The organism is Oceanimonas baumannii (assembly GCF_002245495.1).
Lineage (GTDB): Bacteria > Pseudomonadota > Gammaproteobacteria > Enterobacterales > Aeromonadaceae > Oceanimonas > Oceanimonas baumannii.
Window position 1 is genome coordinate 251,678 of record NZ_NQJF01000004.1, and the last position, 17,534, is coordinate 269,211.

The window sequence follows — 17,534 nt, forward strand, 5'->3', positions numbered from 1 at the left end:
TTGAGACCGCGCTACCTTAGCAGCCCGCGCCCCGGGCATAAAGCCTTCTACAACCTCAGCGCAAGCATGGTGCCGCTGCGTATGGCGCGACGGGCATCCAGCTCTGCGGCGACCTCAGCTCCGCCGATCAAATGTACGGTCATACCGGCCTGCTCCAGCACTGCCAGTAATCCCCGCTCAGACTCCTGACCAGCACACAGGACAATATGATCCACAGCCAGACACTCCGACTCTCCATTGCGTCTGATATGCAGGCCGTCATCATCGATATGGGAATAACGTATCCCGCCCCACAAGTGCACACCATATTGGCGCAGCCCGGCTTTATGTATCCAGCCGGTCGTTTTTCCCTGCCCCCGTCCGGGCTCGCCCGGCTTACGCTGCAGCAACCACACCTGCCGTGCCGCCTTGGGCAGGTGAGGTAACATCAGTGCTCCCGGCTCCTGATACGCACGGTCAATTCCCCATTGAGCCAGCCAGTCCTGCAGCAACGGCTCCTCTGCAGCAACCAGAAACTGTGCCATATCCACACCAATGCCACCGGCACCGATAATGGCAACCCGGCCTCCGGGAGTCACCTCACCGCTTAAAACCCGGGAATAACTCACCACACTGTGATGATCCATTCCGTCAATGTCCGGCATCCGCGGGCGCACGCCCGATGCCAGGATCACATCATCAAAGCCTGCCAGCATATCGACGGTCGCCTGCGTGTTCAGTCTCAGCGTGACACCCGCAGCATTCAGGCGATAACGAAAATAACGCAGGGTCTCGGCAAATTCCGCCTTGCCGGGAATACGAAGGGCAAAATTGAACTGGCCACCAATCTCCGGGCGTTGCTCAAACAGCGTCACCCTGTGGCCCCGTTCGGCAGCAGTGCAGGCAAATGCCAGTCCCGCCGGACCGGCCCCGACCACAGCCAGCCACTTGGGCCGGGCGGCGGGCCTGCTCACCAGTTCGGTTTCATAACAGGCAAAAGGATTGACCAGACAGGTCGCCCGCTGCCCCTGGAATACCTGATCCAGACAGGCCTGATTACAGGCAATGCAGGTATTGATGCGTTCCGGCGTGCCGGCTTCTGCCTTGGCCACAAAGCCGGCATCCGCCAGAAAGGGGCGGGCCAGACACACCAGATCCGCCTGGCCCGAGGCCAGGATAGATTCCGCTACCTCCGGCGTATTGATGCGATTGGTGGCCACCACCGGCACGCTCAGTTCTTTTTTTACCCGCTCTGTGATCCAGCTGAATGCGGCTCTCGGTACACTGGTGGCAATGGTGGGAATACGCGCCTCATGCCAGCCGATACCGGTGTTAATGAGTGTGACGCCGGCCTGCTCCAGCGCCAGCCCCAGTGTGATCACTTCTTCCAGAGTGGAGCCGTGCTCCACCAGATCGAGCATGGACAAACGGAAGATAACAATGAAATGCTGCCCCACTCGTCCCCGTACGGCACGCACAATCTCCAGCGCCAGCCGCCGGCGGTTAGCACTGCTGCCCCCCCAGTCATCGTCTCTGTTATTGGTACGCGGGCACAAAAACTGATTAATGAGATACCCTTCCGAGCCCATAATCTCCACACCGTCATAACCGGCTTGCTGCGCCAGTGCTGCGGTCTGCGCAAAATCGGTAATACAGCGGCGAATACGGCGTCCGCTCATAGCACGGGCGTCAAACCGGCCTATAGGTGCCTTGCCGGCGGTGGGGGCTTCGGCAAACGGATGAAAAGCATAACGACCGGCATGCAGTATTTGCAGCGCAATTTTACCGCCGGCCTCATGCACAGCCTGCGTCAGCTTGCGGTGACGTTGTTTCTGCCAGAAAAAACTTAACTGGGCCCCGCTGGGAGTAAGCCGTCCACGCAGACTGGGAGCAATGCCACCGGTAATAATCAGCCCCACTCCTCCCTCGGCACGCTGCCGGTAAAACGCAGTCAGCTTGTCAAAACCTCCCCGGGCCTCTTCCAGTCCGGTGTGCATGGAGCCCATGATCACCCGGTTTTTCAGGGTGGTAAAGCCCAGATCCAGCGGGGCCAGCAAATGAGGAAAATCGGACATACAAGGCTCTCGGGCAATGACACAACGACACCATCAAATTAGGAGATACAGGCGTATTTTTCAAACAAGCGTTTAACTTGCTTTTTTCGTGAAGCGACCTTCGAATGCCACAGCCGGTCATAGCATTGTGCACATGCTGACGCCATAATGGACGGATTCGACCCTCTTGTTTAAGGCTCTGCTATGTGGTCTGCCATTAAGTGGATATTTCGCACGCTCGGACGCGTACTGAGCGTATTTCGCGCCCTGATTGTTAATTTGTTTTTTCTGCTCGGCCTGTTTGCACTGTTTATTCTGTTTTTCAGTGAAGATGAGGTTCCGGCCCTACCTGCCACCGCAGCCCTGACCCTGGATATCAATGGCCCGGTGCTGGAGCAGGATCTGCACAGCAGCCCGCGTCTGCTGGTCAATAAGTGGCTGGCCGGTGACGACGCCCCACCTCCGCTGACCCTTGAGCAGATTAAAAGTGCGCTGGCGTCCGCCCGTCACGATAACAGCATCAAGGCGGTGGTGCTAAAGCTGCAGAACATGAGTGAATCCAGCCTCACCAAGCTGGATGAAATCGGTGCCGCCCTGGAAAGTTTTAAAACATCGGGCAAGCCGGTGTATGCCATCGGTGACTATTACACCCAGGGGCAATATTATCTGGCCGCCCATGCCGATGAAATCTGGCTGAACCCGGCCGGTGCCGTCACCATTCAGGGGCTGGGGGTCTACCGGCTGCATTACAAGTCCGCCTTTGAACGCTTTGATATCACCCCCCATGTGTTCCGGGTCGGCACTTACAAATCCTTTGTAGAGCCCTATCTGCGGGACGATATGTCTGCTGAAAGCCGGGAAGATGCCCTGCGCTGGCTGGGCCAGCTGTGGCAGCATTACCAAGATAATGTCAGCACCTTGCGCGATATTCCCGCCGATCATATCAGCCCGGGCAAGGAACTGTTGCTGAGCCGTTTTCGTGCCGTAGGTGGTGATCCGGCCCGCTATGCCCTGGAGCAGGGGCTGGTAGACAAGCTGGCCAGCCGCCACGACATGCTGAAGCAGATAGGCCAGGTGGCGGGCTGGGATCATGGTGCCGGCACCTATCAGAGCCTGAGCGTCAGTCATTATCTGGCGCACCGCCCCACCGAGCAAAATACGGCCCCGGCCATTGGCCTGATCACTGCCAGCGGCGCGATCATGGGCGGCGAGCCGGCCCCCAATACCATCAATGACGAGCTGCTTTCCCAGTTAATTGACCGTGCCCGTAAAGACAACGAACTGAATGCACTGGTGCTGCGCATCGACAGCCCGGGCGGCAGCGCCTTTGCGGCCGAACAAATTCGTGCGGCTCTGCTGCGCTTCAAGGAAAGCGGCAAACCGCTGGTGGTATCCATGGGCAGCACGGCCGCCTCGGGCGGATACTGGATTGCTGCCGACGCCGATAGAATCTATGCCTCCCCCACCACCCTCACCGGCTCCATTGGTGTGTTTGGCCTGTTTCTTACCTTTGAAGATGCCCTGAAAAAACTGGGGCTGAATACCGATGGTGTGGGCACCACCGACTTTGTCGGAGCAGGGCTGACCACCGGCCTGCCCGAGCATGCACAGGAGCTTATCCAGCTTGGCGTAGAGCACACTTACGATCAATTCGTCACGCTGGTCGCCAACGGGCGTGAACTGGAGCCGAAACAGGTTGAAGCGGCGGCGCAGGGACATGTGTGGACCGGTACCGATGCACAGGCCCTCGGACTGGTGGACGAGCTGGGTTATCTGGAAGATGCCCTGGCCGGGGCTGCCGAACTTGCCGGCATCAATGAATACCGGATCAAGCCGGTGCAATTGCCCCGCTCTCCTAAGGAACTGCTGATGTCGCAACTACTGGACTCCAACATTGATACCGGCACCCTGCTGCAAAGCACCCTGCCTGAAGTACTGCGTCCGGCTGGCGAACAACTGAGCAAAGAGCTGGACACCCTGTCCCGTTTTAACGACATTCGCGGCCAGTATGTGCTGTGCGTAGAATGCCAGGAGTTTTAAGTGAGCCGAAAAAAAATCTATATTGCCTACACCGGCGGGACCATTGGAATGCAGAAATCCGCCAAGGGCTATGTGCCCCTGGCGGGCTTTATGACCAACAGCCTGGCTGCGACTCCTGAGTTGCACCGCCCGGAAATGCCGGCCTATCACATCAGTGAATATGATCCATTGATTGATTCATCGGACATGACCCCGGCCGACTGGCAGCGTATCGCCGACGACATTCGTGCCCATTACCATGAGTACGACGGCTTCGTGGTGCTGCACGGCACCGACACCATGGCCTTTACCGCCTCGGCGCTGTCGTTCATGCTTGAGGATCTGGACAAGCCAGTCATTGTCACCGGCTCCCAGATTCCCTTGGTGGAGCTACGCTCCGACGGCCGCAACAACCTGCTTAACGCCCTCTATATCGCCGCCGAGTACCCTATTCATGAGGTCGGGCTGTTTTTCAATAACCGGCTCTACCGGGGCAACCGGGCCAGCAAGGTGCATGCCGACGGCTTCAACGCCTTTGACTCGCCCAACTTCCCCCCCTTGCTTAACGCCGGCATACATATCAGCCTTGACGCCGGTACCCTCAGCCAGGGCTGTGGCAAGCCGCTGACAGTCAGCCCGATCACGCCTCAACCCATTGGCGTGGTCACCCTTTATCCCGGGATCAGCGCCGAAGTCATTGCCAATCTGCTGCGCCAGCCGGTCAAGGCCCTGCTGCTGCTGTCTTACGGGGTGGGCAATGCGCCCCAGAACGAGGCCATGCTGAGCCTGCTCACCGAGGCCTCAGCCCGGGGTGTGATCATCGTCAACCTCACCCAGTGTTTGCGCGGCTCGGTCAACATGGAAGGTTACGCCACCGGCAAGGCCTTGGCCGACGCCGGGGTCATTTCGGGTTATGACATGACCACGGAAGCGGCACTGACCAAACTGCATTACCTGCTGAGCAAAGCACTGCCGTCCGACAAAATAAGAACGCTGATGGGACAAAGCCTGCGCGGCGAACTGACACCAACAGCAAGCTGAACAGCCGATACAAAAAAACCCGCCGAAGCGGGTTTTTTAAGAAAATCGACGGTGTAAGTCGATTACAGCACCTTGATCTCGGATGCCTGAGGACCCTTGGCGCCTTGAGTGGCGGTGTAGGATACCTGCTGACCTTCGGCCAGAGTTTTGAAACCGTCGCCAACAATCGCGGAGAAGTGGGCAAACAGATCTTTGCCGCCGTCAGCCGGAGTGATGAAACCAAAACCTTTCTCTTCGTTGAACCATTTTACAGTGCCAGTAGCCATGTGTACTTACCTTTTTAAACATATGAATGAGCAAATGCTCGAAGACGCAATAAATATCAAATAAGGGAAGCCTGGAAACTGAAGAACCGAAAGGGACCAACAATGTACTGATGCTGCACTGACTTGAGAATCTTGCTGAGGTGTACTCTACGGCAGTTGAGAGAGCGCGTCAAACACTATCGACAAAGATTTGAGTGTTTTTTATACAGCATAGTGGCGGCAAGTTCTGGCTGATACCGCTTCCTGCTCGTTTACCCACCATGAAGGGGCCAAAAACACGTCAGGAAATGGCTCCTTTGGCCAACTATCAGCATGGCTTCAGACACTGTAGTTATTAAAAAGGCGCCCTGAGGCGCCTTTTAACCGTAGTGTGGACGAATGGCTTATTTGCCTTCAGCCACCCGGGCATGCATTTCCTGTACGGAAATCACCGACTCGGTCGCGTCGTGCGCCATCGCCATGACGGTGGCAAAAGCCCCGTTCAGGGTGGTGGTGTAGGACAGCTTCTGCGCCAGGGCGCCGCGGCGCAGCTGACGGGAGTCCTCGATGGCCTGACGACCCTCGGCGGTATTCACGATATAGGTGTACTCGTTGTTCTTGATGCGATCAAGAATATGAGGACGACCTTCGTGAACCTTGTTCACCAGACGCGGGTTGATGTTGGCTTCACCGAGTACCACGGCGGTGCCGTGAGTGGCGTCAATCTGATAACCGGCCTCAATCAGGCTGGCGGCCAGGTCAACCACCCGCTGCTTGTCGCTGTGACGCACGGACAGCAGGGCACGGCCTTCCTTCGGCACTGCCTTGCCAGCACCCAGATGAGCCTTGCCAAAGGCGGCGGCGAAGGTTTCACCCACGCCCATGACTTCACCGGTGGAACGCATTTCCGGACCCAGCAGCGGGTCAACGCCGGGGAACTTGTTGAACGGCAGCACCACTTCCTTGACGGAGTAATAAGGCGGAATAATTTCCTCGGTCACACCCTGCTCAACCAGAGACTTGCCGGCCATGGCTCGGGCAGCCACCTTGGCCAGGGGCACGCCGGTGGCCTTGGACACAAAGGGCACGGTACGGGCGGCACGGGGGTTAACCTCGATGAGGTAAATGTCGCTGCCCTTGACCGCGAACTGCACGTTCATCAGACCCACCACGCCCAGTTCCAGGGCCAGCTTGCGCACCTGTTCGCGCATCTCGTCCTGAATGGACTGGCTCAGGGTGTAGGGCGGCAGCGAGCAACCGGAGTCACCGGAGTGAACGCCGGCCTGCTCGATGTGCTCCATGATGCCGCCGATAACCACGTCCTTGCCGTCGCAGATCGCGTCGATATCCACCTCGGTGGCATCATCCAGGAAACGATCCAGCAGTACCGGCGATTCGTTGGACACGCTCACCGCTTCGTTGAAGTAACGACGCAGATCCTGCTCGTCATAAACGATTTCCATGGCCCGACCGCCCAGTACGTAGGACGGACGTACCACCAGCGGGTAACCGATATCCACGGCCAGGTTTACCGCCTGATCCAGGGCAGTCACGGTCGCGTTCTGGGGCTGCTTGAGGCCCAGGCGGTCTACTGCCTGCTGGAACCGCTCACGGTCTTCGGCGCGGTCGATGGCGTCGGGGCTGGTGCCAATAATGGGCACACCAGCCGCTTCCAGGGCCCGGGCCAGTTTCAGCGGGGTCTGACCGCCGTACTGCACGATCACACCCTTGGGCTGCTCTACGCGCACGATTTCAAGTACGTCTTCCAGAGTGACCGGCTCGAAGTAGAGACGGTCAGAAGTATCATAGTCGGTAGACACGGTTTCCGGGTTACAGTTGACCATGATGGTCTCGTAACCGTCTTCGCGCAGCGCCAGTGAGGCGTGTACACAGCAGTAGTCGAACTCGATGCCCTGACCGATACGGTTGGGGCCGCCACCCAGTACGATGATCTTATCCTTGTCGGACGGATTGGCCTCGCACTCTTCGTCGTAACTGGAGTACATGTAGGCAGTGTTGGTAGCGAACTCGGCGGCACAGGTATCCACCCGCTTGTACACCGGGAAGATTTCATGGCGGTGACGCAGTTTGCGCACTTCGCCTTCGGCCACGCCCAGCAGCTTGCCCAGACGCGCATCGGCAAAGCCCTTGCGCTTGAGAGCGCGCAGGAAATCGGCGTTCAGGCCGGCCAGGCCCACTTCCTTGACCTGCTCTTCCAGCTGCACCAGCTCTTCCAGCTGTACCAGGAACCAGCGGTCAACGTTGGTCAGCTTGAACACACCGTCCACACTCATGCCGGCACGGAACGCATCGGCGATGTACCAGATGCGCTCGGCACCCGGATCCTGCAACTCATGACGAATGCGGGACAGGCTTTCCGGATCGTTCAGGTCAACCACGGGGTCAAGACCGTTCATGCCGGTTTCCAGGCCACGCAGGGCCTTCTGTACCGATTCCTGGAAGTTACGGCCAATGGCCATAACTTCACCCACGGACTTCATCTGGGTGGTCAGGCGATCGTTGGCACCGGCAAACTTCTCGAAGTTGAAGCGCGGGATCTTGGTAACCACATAGTCGATGGCCGGTTCGAAGGACGCCGGGGTAAGACCACCGGTGATGTCGTTCTGCAGCTCATCCAGGGTGTAACCGATGGCCAGCTTGGCGGCAATTTTGGCGATGGGGAAACCAGTGGCCTTGGACGCCAGGGCGGAAGAGCGGGATACACGCGGGTTCATCTCGATGATAACCATGCGGCCGTCTTTCGGGTTAACGCCAAACTGTACGTTGGAGCCGCCGGTTTCCACACCGATTTCACGCAGCACCGCCATGGAGGCGTTGCGCATCAGCTGGTATTCCTTGTCGGTCAAGGTCTGAGCCGGAGCGACTGTGATGGAGTCACCGGTATGCACGCCCATGGCGTCGAAGTTTTCGATGGCACACACGATGATGCAGTTGTCGTTGCGATCCCGCACCACTTCCATCTCGTACTCTTTCCAGCCGATCAGGGATTCGTCAATCAGCAGCTCGTTGGTCGGCGACAAATCCAGACCACGGGTACAAATTTCTTCAAATTCTTCCCGGTTGTAGGCGATGCCGCCGCCGGTGCCGCCCATGGTAAAGCTGGGGCGGATGATGCAGGGAAAACCCACTTCATCCAGCACGCCGTAGGCTTCGTCCATGTTGTGGGCGATACCGGCACGGGGGCATTCCAGACCAATGCTCTTCATCGCCTTGTCGAAGCGGTAACGGTCTTCGGCCTTGTCGATGGCATCGGCGGTAGCGCCGATCATTTCCACACCGAACTCTTCCAGTACACCGTGCTTTTCCAGCTCCAGAGCGCAGTTCAGCGCGGTCTGACCACCCATGGTGGGCAGTACCGCATCCGGACGCTCCTTCTCGATGATTTTGCGCACCACCTGCCAGTCGATAGGCTCGATGTAGGTGGCATCGGCCATCTCCGGATCGGTCATAATGGTGGCCGGGTTGGAGTTCACCAGAATGACGCGATAGCCTTCTTCGCGGAGGGCCTTACAGGCCTGGGCACCGGAGTAGTCGAATTCACAGGCCTGGCCGATCACGATGGGGCCTGCGCCCAGGATCAGAATGCTCTGTATGTCTGTACGTTTTGGCATGACTCTACCCTACTCCTTATGCGCGGTATTTCTTGATCAGTTCGATAAAGTGATCGAACAGGTTGGCTGCCTCATGAGGGCCCGGGCTCGCTTCCGGGTGCCCCTGGAAGGAAAACGCCGGCTTGTCGGTACGATGAATACCCTGCAGCGTGCCGTCGAACAGCGACACATGGGTAGCTCGCAGGTTCTCGGGCAGGGTATTGCCGTCGACCGCAAAACCGTGGTTCTGGGAGGTAATCATCACCACGTTGCGATCCAGATCTTTCACCGGGTGGTTGGCACCGTGGTGGCCATGGCCCATTTTCACGGTTTTGGCACCACTGGCCAGACCCAGCAACTGGTGCCCAAGGCAAATGCCGAACACCGGAATGTCGGTTTCCAGGAAGGTCCTGATGGCTTCGATGGCGTAATCACAAGGCTCGGGGTCGCCGGGGCCGTTGGACAGGAAGATACCGTCCGGCTTCATTGCCAGCACGTCGGCAGCCGGGGTTTTAGCCGGCACCACGGTCAGGCGGCAACCGCGGTCTACCAGCATGCGCAGAATGTTACGCTTGGCACCGAAGTCGTAGGCCACTACATGATAGGGCAGTTCGGCGTCAGTGGGCTGGCGGTGGCCAGAGCCCAACTCCCAGCTGCCTTCACGCCATTCATAGGCGGCGGCAGTGGTCACTTCTTTAGCCAGATCCATGCCCTTGAGACCGGGGAAGCCCTTGGCTTCGGCCAGTGCCTTGGCTTCATCCAGGCTGGTACCAGCCAGCACACAACCGGCCAGAGAGCCTTTTTCACGCAGAATACGGGTCAGCTTACGAGTATCGATATCGGCAATACCCACTATGTTGTGAGCCTTGAGATAGTCAGACAGAGTGCGCTGATTGCGGAAGTTGGAGGCGATCAGCGGAAGATCGCGGATAATCAGCCCTTGGGCGTGAACCCGGTCGGACTCTTCGTCTTCGGCGTTAGTGCCGGTATTGCCTATATGAGGATAAGTGAGCGTGACGATCTGGCGTGCGTAGGATGGGTCGGTAAGGATTTCCTGGTATCCCGTCATTGACGTGTTGAATACCACCTCACCAACGGCACAACCGTCGGCGCCAATGGCTGTACCGCGGAAGACCGAGCCATCTTCCAATACGAGCAGCGCTGAGTAATTCAAGACAACCTCCAAGTTAATTCTTATAAATCAACAATTTACCTGGCTGTCCCGAGGTACAGGCAAAAAAAATTTACTGCATCTCGGCTAATACTGGGCAAATTCTGTTTATTTTATCCGGATGCGCCGTTTTCGACAAACTTTTTCGTGTTACAAAACATCGAAAGTCTAAAAATCGATCGCCATCAGCATAAGTATTCAGGATATATGCATAGAAGAAACGAGGGGATAGAAAAGAATCACAAAAACAACGGCTTCATCACATCAGATGAAAAGTATCATGATAAAAACAAAAAATAAGAAAAAATTAAATTAAATCAACGGACAATAAAATTTAAAATAGAAATCATACCGACCTTTTCGAGGCCGGTATGAACGACAAACAGTATTTTTGATTATTTCAGTCCCAACACATCCTGCATATCAAACAAACCGGAAGGCTGGGCCGCAATCCAGGCCGCAGCACGCACAGCACCATTAGCGAAGGTCAGCCGGTTGGACGCCTTGTGGGTAATCTCCACCCGCTCACCGATATCCGCAAACAGGGCGGTGTGCTCGCCCACCACATCACCGGCACGAATGGTAGCAAAGCCAATGGTGTTCGGATCCCGCTCACCGGTAATGCCTTCACGGCCGTATACAGCACATTGCTTGAGATCACGCCCGAGCGTATCAGCGATCACCTCACCCATGCTGAGCGCGGTACCAGACGGTGCATCCACCTTGTGACGGTGGTGCGCTTCAATAATTTCGATGTCGGTATAATCGCCCATCACCTTGGCGGCCTGTTCCAGCAGCTTGAACACCAGGTTAACCCCTACACTGTAGTTGGAGGCCATCACCATGGCGGTGCTGGTGGTGGCGGCCTGGATCTCGGCCTTTTGCTCATCGGTGAAACCGGTCGTGCCGATCACCAGCCGCTTGCCGTGCTCCTGTGCCAGGGCGATATTGGCCAGGGTGGCTTCCGGACGAGTGAAGTCGATGATAACGTCGACGTTATCAATCACATCGGCCAGGCTGGCAGTGACCGGGACATTGAGCCGGCCCACATTGGCCAGCTCGCCGGCATCAGCACCCAATACGCTGGAGCCGGCATGCTCAATGGCAGCGGTCAGCACCACCCCGGCATTGTTGGTAACGGACTCAATTAGAACCTTACCCATGCGGCCGTTACAACCGGCAATGGCAATACGAACCGGATTGCTCATTTTGTATTTCCTTATCTGTAGCTATGCGTGATGATATGAATGCTGTGCAGTTTGCCAGAATGGTCATGCCTTGCAAATTGTAACAGACCAGAAAGCGCCCATAAAAAAACCGGCAGCTGCCGGTTTTTTTCAGACTGCGCTGGATCAGGCGATCTCAAGCAGCTCTACTTCAAATACCAGAGTGGAGCACGGCGGAATGGAGCCGGCACCCTGCTCACCGTAGGCCAGGTGATGAGGTACGAACAACTTCCACTTGGAGCCAACCGGCATCATCTGCAGGGCTTCAACCCAGCCCTTGATCACACCGTTTACCGGGAACTGGGCCGGCTCACCGCGCAGCACGGAGCTGTCAAACACGGAACCATCTACAAAGGTCCCGTGGTAGTGAACACGCACGGTGTCGGTGGCGGCAGGTGTGGCACCTTCACCAACGGTCAGTACTTCGTACTGCAGGCCGGACTCGGTCTGCTGCACTTCGTCACGGGCGACGTTGCTGGCCAGGAAAGCTTCTTCTTCTTCTTTAGCCTTGGCGGACTGGGACGCCTGCTCGGCCTTCATGCGCTCGGTGATCACACCAAAGGCGGCATTGATGTCTTCCCGCGATACGGCGAAATCTTCACCGTTGAGGGAGTCAGCCAGACCTTGCTGTACGGCGGCAATATTCAGCCCTTCAAACGGCTGCTGGGCCAGTTGATCACCAATCTGACGGCCGATGCCATAGCTGGCTTTCTGTTCTACTGTCTCGTAAGACGACATGGAATTCCCTCTGTTTTTAGGTGCAAAACCCAATGCTAACAAATTACACCGGTGAGCTGAACGGCAAATCCGGCTGCCCGGCCAATAATGCCGCCCCCCGCACTCCGCCCGCACCACCGAATACCGGTGGCCGCACCGGAGCCGGCTCGATACCCTTCATCATATATGCCGGCAGGCGCTCAGCCAGAGCCTCATGCAGCCAGGTTGTCTCGCCCAGGCTGCCGCCCAACACCACAGCATCGGGATCGAGCTGGGTCATCAAGGTACCCAGCCCTGCCCCCAGCACATCGAAATAAGTGTCCATACAGCATTTCGCTTCGGTTTCGCCCCGCAGCCAGGCCGCAATAATAGCCTTACCGTCACACTCATGCCCGCCAAAGTGACGGTACAACCGGGCCAGACCGGTGCCGGATACATAGGTTTCCAGACAGGCAATACGGCCACAGCCGCAGGGATAGAGAGGTAAACCCGGATGACGGAGCAGTACATCGGCTCCCACCGGCCCATGACCAAACTCACCACAGCCGGCACGGTCACTGTTTACCAGACGTCCTTCGTAAATCAATGCCCCGCCCATGCCAGTCCCCAGCGTCAGCCCCAGCGCCAGCTGGCTGCCGGAGACCGCCCCGCCATGATATTCCGACAACAAAAAACAGTTGGCGTCATTATCGCCATATACCGCGCGGTTCAGCCGTTGTTGCAGATCGGATAACAGATCTCGGCCATGTATGGCCGGCACATTCGGCGCCAGTATATTCCCCCGCCCGTCCAGCACCCCGGGAAAGCCCAGTCCTACATTCGCCTGCGAGCCAAACCGGGCATCGGCCTGCAAAACCAAGCGGGTGATCAGTGCCAGAAAAGCGTCATAATCGTGTGCGGGGGTGGCATACACCTCAGACTCAAGCAAGGTGAGCTGTTCGTTATAAACGGCAAAGGCAATTTTGGTTCCGCCAATATCGAATCCGTAGCGCATCAGTAATTACAGGCCGGTTGTACGCCGCGGGCTCGGGCTTGCATATAAAGGTTGTTTGCCTCAGGCAGCAAACCCGACAGTCCTTCGATTCGGGTGCCATGAGACGGATGAGTCGACAATATTTCCGGTGGCTGACTGCCGGATCCGGCCGCGGCCATATTACGCCACAGAGTAATAGCCTGCTGTGGATCAAACCCGGCTCTGGCCATCAGCTGCAGACCAAGGCGATCGGCCTCGGCTTCCTGCTCTCGCCCATAAGGCAGCAGGTAACCCACCTGTACCCCCAGGCCCAGTGCCGCCATGGCCGGCTCACGCATTCCAGACTGCCCTAAAGCCACACCGGCAGCATTGAGGCCAATGTTTGTCAGTTGAGTACGGGACACCCGCTCGTTACTGTGCTGCGCCAGCACATGGGCAATCTCATGGCCGATAACAGCCGCCAGTTGATCCTGAGTATCTGCCACCTTGAGCAACCCGCTATATACCCCCACCTTCCCCCCGGGAAGCGCAAAAGCATTTATCTGTTTTGAGTCAAACAGCACCACTTCCCACTGACCATTGCCGGGAACCTCCGCAACCAGCTGCCGGGTGACACACTGCACCAGGCGGTTAAGGCCAGCATGACGGCTGATTTTTTCCTGCTCCTTGATGTCCGCAAAAGACTGCTCCCCCAGCCTTTGCATATCGTGCTCGGAAAACAGCAGCACCTGATTACGACCGGTGGGAGACTGAGTGCAGGCAGACAGCACACCCAGAGCAAGCATAATAATGATGGCACGCACCGGCAAAACCTCTTGGCAATACAAAAAGGCGAACATTTTTAGCATAGTTCCCGGCGCACACAAGCCATCAAAGACAAACAGGGCTCAAATATGAAGCGAGGCCTCTGCGACCGGCCTCAAACGTCAGAAAATGTCACACTTCCGGACTCACCTGCCCGGCTTCTGGCACTGTGTTGCCAGAAAGTAACCACAGGGTATATTTGTGCAGTTCCGGGTGCTGCGACAGGGCAACCAGAAAGGCTCCCCCCACCTCCCGATAACCCAGTTCATAGTTTTTCAGTGTGGTGGGCGGAACCTGAAGCAGCTCGGCAAACTTGGGCCGGCTGAGCCCCATCGCCTCGCGGATTTGCCGGATTTTTCTTCCGACCAGACTGGTATCAGGATTCATAATATTGCTACTCCTCGTTCTGCATATTACGACAAACATATGCGTTCATTACTCAGTTTAACACCAGTCAACAGACTCGTTATGAGCTGGCTGATTTTTATTCAAAAAACTGACACTCTCGTGCTGAACGACACCTGAATACCGCGTTGGCCAGGAATAAAACTTCTTCTTCATTAACGAACTCTGTAAAATCCCGTTCGTCACTTATCCCAACACCTTGTTAGTCTTTGTCAAACACGCTAATCTGGCTTCGCGTGGGTATGTGGATGATGCCAAGTTTTTGCATCCTGAAATTGGCATACCCTTAATCAGTATGCGCAATTGCACACCCTCTCAAAAAACTCATTTGAATGAGGAACAAAAAATGAAAAAGACAGTGGCTCCTACAATGTTAGCAATGGCACTTGCTGCCGGTATGTCTTCAAGCGTAATGGCTAATGACTGGTACCTGGGTGGTGGTGCAGGTCTTGCTAACTTTGAAGACATTCAGGATCATCTGCCCGCAGTAAAAGATGAAACCGGTGCTATTAATGCTTTTGGTGGTTACAACTTTAACCAGTACTTTGGTACCGAACTGGGTTATACCCTGTTCAACGGCGGCGCAACCCGCACTCACAACATCAGTCTGTCCGCTATCGGCCGTTTACCGCTGACTGAAAAGCTGTCAGTTTTTGGTGAAGCTGGTGCCTGGGGATGGCGTTCAGTACGTGCCATTAACCATGAGGGTGTTTCCCCCATGGCAGGCCTTGGTATTACCTACCAGGTAACCGATCTGGTAGACGTTCAGGCCCGTTATCGCCGCATTGAAGACGTGGGTGACATGGCCGACAACGGTTATGAGAGCGATGTAAACAACGTGATGGTTGAATTCGTTCTGCACCCTAACCGTCGCAAGGCAGAAGCGCCTGTTGTTGCTCCGGTAGCTCCTCAGCCGCAGCCTGAAGTGACGTATGAAACCCGCACCGTCACCGCCGATGGCTCCGTATACTTCGCGTTTGACAGCTCTGCACTATCTGCCGACTCCCGTGCCACTCTGGACGAAGTTGCCAGCTTTGCAGCTCAAAACCCGAACTACCAGATCGAACTGGCCGGTTACGCCGACCGTCTGGGTAAAGCCGAGTACAACCGCAAGCTGTCTGAGCGCCGTGCGCTGGCTGCCAAAGATTATCTGGTAAAGCGTGGCGTGGCTGCTGAAAACATTCAGACCGCCTGGTACGGCAGTGAGCTGGCTCAGGGTGTAAGCGCAGAAGAGCGTCAGCGCGATCGTCGCGTAGATGCCAAAGGCCAGGCAAGCATTCAGGTTGAAATCGTCGAATAAACCTGGCTTTGCCAAGTCTGTCACAAACGGCCCCAAGGGGCCGTTTTGTTTTTCTCAATTTCCTTCTGATTCTGGCATACTTTGCTTTTCTCTTTTTATTCCAAACGTGATGCAATGCCATTGTGACAGTAAGCAGCCGTTCCCGGACTGCTGCCAGCCTTTTCTGGAAGGCAGGCTCGAGGCCCCAGACCCTCTTACCCTGATGCGCTCCCGCTACAGTGCCTACTGTACCGGAGCAGGTGAGTATCTGGTGCATACCTGGCACCCTGATACCCTCGAAAAGCTGGATGCCGCCACACTGCGCGAGTCAGGCCTCAGTACCGAATGGCTGGGACTGAACATCGTCTTTTCCCGTGGCACACCTGCCGATACTGAAGGTGAAGTAGAATTCAAGGTTCGCTACCGTGAGCATGACCGGGTGGTGTTACTGCACGAACGCTCCCGTTTCGTTCGCTTTGAAGGCCGCTGGGTGTATCACTCCGGACTGCATAATCCACCAAAAACCGGCCCCAATCAGCCCTGTCCATGCCACAGCGGCAAAAAATACAAACACTGCTGTAACCGGCGCTAAGACTTTAAACAACAAGAAGAAGATAATGGAACGAAAAATACTGCTGAGCCACTGTCCCGATGCTCGTGGGCTTATCTCCAAGATCACCAATATCTGCTATAAGCATCAGCTCAATATCGTGCGCAACGATGAGTTTGTTGACCATGATAATGGCCACTTCTTTATGCGCACTGAGCTCGAAGGCCGCTTTAACGATGTCACGTTACTGGCTGATCTGAATGATGCATTGCCAGAAGGAGGTCAGAACCGACTGGTACCGGCAGGCAGCAAAAGAGTGGTTATTCTGGTGACCCGTGAAGCACACTGCCTTGGCGATATACTGATGAAATACTTCAGTGGTGCCATGAACATCGATATTGTGGCGGTGGCCGGTAACTACGACACCCTTCAGGGGCTGACAGAAAAGTTCGGCATTCCCTATCATACCGTGTCCCACGAAGGACTGAACCGGACCGAGCACGAACGCAGCCTGATTGAAATCATTGACCGATACGATCCCGACTATGTGGTGCTGGCCAAATATATGCGTATTCTCAGCCCGGACTTTGTGGCCCGTTATGCAAAACGCATTATCAATATCCATCATTCCTTCCTGCCTGCCTTCATCGGTGCCAGCCCTTACCGGCAAGCCTATGAGCGGGGTGTAAAAATGATTGGTGCCACTGCTCACTTTGTTACCGACGATCTGGACGAGGGTCCGATTATCGAACAGGACGTGACGCATGTCAGTCATGCCTTCTCGGCTGAAGACATGGCCAAAGCCGGCCGGGACGTAGAAAAGTCGGTACTGAGCCGGGCACTGAACCTGGTGCTGGAAGAAAGGGTATTCGTTTACGGCAACCGCACCGTGGTATTTAAATAATCATCCCCTTCGGGGAGCTGAAAGCTATTGAGAGCTGTAAACCGTAAGCTAGAAATGGCGGTGTTTGGTGGCTCTCAACCATGCTTGTAAATACTAGGCTGCCAGCTTTGGATAACCAGCAATTAATCTGCAGGTACTGTACCGTACCTGCAGACAATGCAAAGCGACTCCCAGCTTAAAGCCGACCGCTTACAGCTATGACTTGTGGCTTTTCTCAAAAGCAGCTTTCTGCTCAGCGGTCGCTTCTTGCTGATATTTTTCCTTCCACTCGCCATAGGGCATACCATATACCCGTTCCCGGGCCTGATCATAATTCATATCTACGCCCCGCTCCTCGGCGGCAGCCAGATACCATTTGCTCAGACAATTGCGGCAAAAGCCGGCCAGGTTCATCAAGTCAATATTCTGTACATCCTTACGCTTGTCCAGGTGGGCCACCAGGGCACGAAAAGCAGCAGCTTCCAACTCGGTCTGAGTTTGCTTGTCCATGATCTTCTCCATTGGCTATTGAAGTGCCATTATAGCGGCAAGCCCCGCAAACCTCATGAGGCAGCAG

The 17,534-nt window shown here is 56.1% G+C and carries 15 protein-coding genes; 5 read left to right on the forward strand and 10 right to left on the reverse strand.

The window, feature by feature from the left end; all coding sequences use genetic code 11:
- Positions 1-47: 47 nt before the first annotated feature.
- Entirely contained in the window at positions 48-2,054 is a 2,007-nt protein-coding gene (locus B6S09_RS06480; RefSeq protein ID WP_094277687.1) for an NADPH-dependent 2,4-dienoyl-CoA reductase, read from the reverse strand.
- A gap of 183 nt (positions 2,055-2,237) precedes the next feature.
- Between B6S09_RS06480 and sppA the strand changes: the two genes are divergently transcribed.
- Positions 2,238-4,073 (forward strand): signal peptide peptidase SppA, encoded by a 1,836-nt coding sequence (gene sppA, locus B6S09_RS06485; protein ID WP_094277688.1) that lies wholly within the window; start codon positions 2,238-2,240, stop codon positions 4,071-4,073.
- Complete coding sequence (gene ansA / locus B6S09_RS06490; protein ID WP_094277689.1) at positions 4,074-5,093, forward strand: asparaginase; 1,020 nt, start codon at positions 4,074-4,076, stop codon at positions 5,091-5,093. It abuts the gene before it with no gap.
- Between the two features lie 62 nt (positions 5,094-5,155).
- On the opposite strand, the gene B6S09_RS06495 is transcribed toward ansA, so the two are convergent.
- The 8 genes from B6S09_RS06495 to B6S09_RS06530 all read right to left on the reverse strand — a co-directional run bounded on the left by B6S09_RS06495 (position 5,156) and on the right by B6S09_RS06530 (position 14,227).
- Complete coding sequence (locus B6S09_RS06495; protein WP_094277690.1) at positions 5,156-5,359, reverse strand: cold-shock protein; 204 nt, start codon at positions 5,357-5,359, stop codon at positions 5,156-5,158.
- 383 nt (positions 5,360-5,742) lie between these two features.
- Positions 5,743-8,970 (reverse strand): carbamoyl-phosphate synthase large subunit, encoded by a 3,228-nt coding sequence (carB, locus tag B6S09_RS06500; RefSeq protein WP_094277691.1) that lies wholly within the window; start codon positions 8,968-8,970, stop codon positions 5,743-5,745.
- Positions 8,971-8,986: 16 nt separating this feature from the next.
- The gene (carA, locus tag B6S09_RS06505; RefSeq protein ID WP_094277692.1) at positions 8,987-10,123 is read right to left on the reverse strand and encodes a glutamine-hydrolyzing carbamoyl-phosphate synthase small subunit; all 1,137 of its coding nucleotides are present in this window, start codon (positions 10,121-10,123) and stop codon (positions 8,987-8,989) included.
- A 392-nt stretch (positions 10,124-10,515) separates the two neighbouring features.
- A complete protein-coding gene (dapB, locus tag B6S09_RS06510; RefSeq protein WP_094277693.1) occupies positions 10,516-11,328 on the reverse strand; it encodes a 4-hydroxy-tetrahydrodipicolinate reductase in 813 nt (270 codons plus the stop codon).
- A gap of 144 nt (positions 11,329-11,472) precedes the next feature.
- The gene (bamJ, locus tag B6S09_RS06515) at positions 11,473-12,084 is read right to left on the reverse strand and encodes a BamJ family beta-barrel-assembly machinery protein (protein ID WP_094277694.1); all 612 of its coding nucleotides are present in this window, start codon (positions 12,082-12,084) and stop codon (positions 11,473-11,475) included.
- Between the two features lie 43 nt (positions 12,085-12,127).
- Positions 12,128-13,057, reverse strand: a complete 930-nt coding sequence (locus B6S09_RS06520) for an ROK family protein (protein ID WP_094277695.1) — start codon at positions 13,055-13,057, stop codon at positions 12,128-12,130.
- Positions 13,057-13,821, reverse strand: a complete 765-nt coding sequence (locus tag B6S09_RS06525; protein WP_166670259.1) for a M48 family metallopeptidase — start codon at positions 13,819-13,821, stop codon at positions 13,057-13,059. The genes B6S09_RS06520 and B6S09_RS06525 overlap by 1 nt, the downstream gene beginning before the upstream one ends.
- A gap of 151 nt (positions 13,822-13,972) precedes the next feature.
- Positions 13,973-14,227 (reverse strand): helix-turn-helix domain-containing protein, encoded by a 255-nt coding sequence (locus tag B6S09_RS06530; protein WP_094277697.1) that lies wholly within the window; start codon positions 14,225-14,227, stop codon positions 13,973-13,975.
- 364 nt (positions 14,228-14,591) lie between these two features.
- Here B6S09_RS06530 and B6S09_RS06535 point away from each other — a divergent pair, with 364 nt between their 5' ends.
- From B6S09_RS06535 to purU, 3 genes are all read left to right on the forward strand, one after another.
- The gene (locus B6S09_RS06535) at positions 14,592-15,545 is read left to right on the forward strand and encodes an OmpA family protein (RefSeq protein WP_094277698.1); all 954 of its coding nucleotides are present in this window, start codon (positions 14,592-14,594) and stop codon (positions 15,543-15,545) included.
- Between the two features lie 109 nt (positions 15,546-15,654).
- Positions 15,655-16,116 carry a YchJ family protein gene (locus tag B6S09_RS06540; protein ID WP_094277699.1) on the forward strand — a complete coding sequence of 154 codons (462 nt, stop codon included), beginning with the start codon at positions 15,655-15,657 and terminating at the stop codon, positions 16,114-16,116.
- Between the two features lie 25 nt (positions 16,117-16,141).
- On the forward strand, positions 16,142-16,978 hold the full coding sequence (gene purU, locus B6S09_RS06545) for a formyltetrahydrofolate deformylase (RefSeq protein ID WP_094277700.1): 837 nt from the start codon (positions 16,142-16,144) through the stop codon (positions 16,976-16,978).
- A gap of 195 nt (positions 16,979-17,173) precedes the next feature.
- Here purU and B6S09_RS06550 read toward each other — a convergent pair whose 3' ends face one another.
- A complete protein-coding gene (locus B6S09_RS06550) occupies positions 17,174-17,467 on the reverse strand; it encodes a DUF1244 domain-containing protein (RefSeq protein ID WP_094277701.1) in 294 nt (97 codons plus the stop codon).
- Positions 17,468-17,534: the final 67 nt, after the last annotated feature.

What these genes read in the sequence shown, in the direction of transcription:
- B6S09_RS06530 (WP_094277697.1), bottom strand. Translation starts at nt 14,227, where the DNA reads ATGAATCCTGATACCAGTCTGGTCGGAAGAAAAATCCGGCAAATCCGC.
- bamJ (WP_094277694.1), bottom strand. Translation starts at nt 12,084, where the DNA reads ATGTCGTCTTACGAGACAGTAGAACAGAAAGCCAGCTATGGCATCGGC.
- dapB (WP_094277693.1), bottom strand. Translation starts at nt 11,328, where the DNA reads ATGAGCAATCCGGTTCGTATTGCCATTGCCGGTTGTAACGGCCGCATG.
- B6S09_RS06540 (WP_094277699.1), top strand. Translation starts at nt 15,655, where the DNA reads ATGCAATGCCATTGTGACAGTAAGCAGCCGTTCCCGGACTGCTGCCAG.
- carB (WP_094277691.1), bottom strand. Translation starts at nt 8,970, where the DNA reads ATGCCAAAACGTACAGACATACAGAGCATTCTGATCCTGGGCGCAGGC.
- B6S09_RS06480 (WP_094277687.1), bottom strand. Translation starts at nt 2,054, where the DNA reads ATGTCCGATTTTCCTCATTTGCTGGCCCCGCTGGATCTGGGCTTTACC.
- sppA (WP_094277688.1), top strand. Translation starts at nt 2,238, where the DNA reads ATGTGGTCTGCCATTAAGTGGATATTTCGCACGCTCGGACGCGTACTG.
- B6S09_RS06535 (WP_094277698.1), top strand. Translation starts at nt 14,592, where the DNA reads ATGAAAAAGACAGTGGCTCCTACAATGTTAGCAATGGCACTTGCTGCC.
- purU (WP_094277700.1), top strand. Translation starts at nt 16,142, where the DNA reads ATGGAACGAAAAATACTGCTGAGCCACTGTCCCGATGCTCGTGGGCTT.
- B6S09_RS06550 (WP_094277701.1), bottom strand. Translation starts at nt 17,467, where the DNA reads ATGGACAAGCAAACTCAGACCGAGTTGGAAGCTGCTGCTTTTCGTGCC.
- B6S09_RS06495 (WP_094277690.1), bottom strand. Translation starts at nt 5,359, where the DNA reads ATGGCTACTGGCACTGTAAAATGGTTCAACGAAGAGAAAGGTTTTGGT.
- B6S09_RS06525 (WP_166670259.1), bottom strand. Translation starts at nt 13,821, where the DNA reads ATGCTTGCTCTGGGTGTGCTGTCTGCCTGCACTCAGTCTCCCACCGGT.
- B6S09_RS06520 (WP_094277695.1), bottom strand. Translation starts at nt 13,057, where the DNA reads ATGCGCTACGGATTCGATATTGGCGGAACCAAAATTGCCTTTGCCGTT.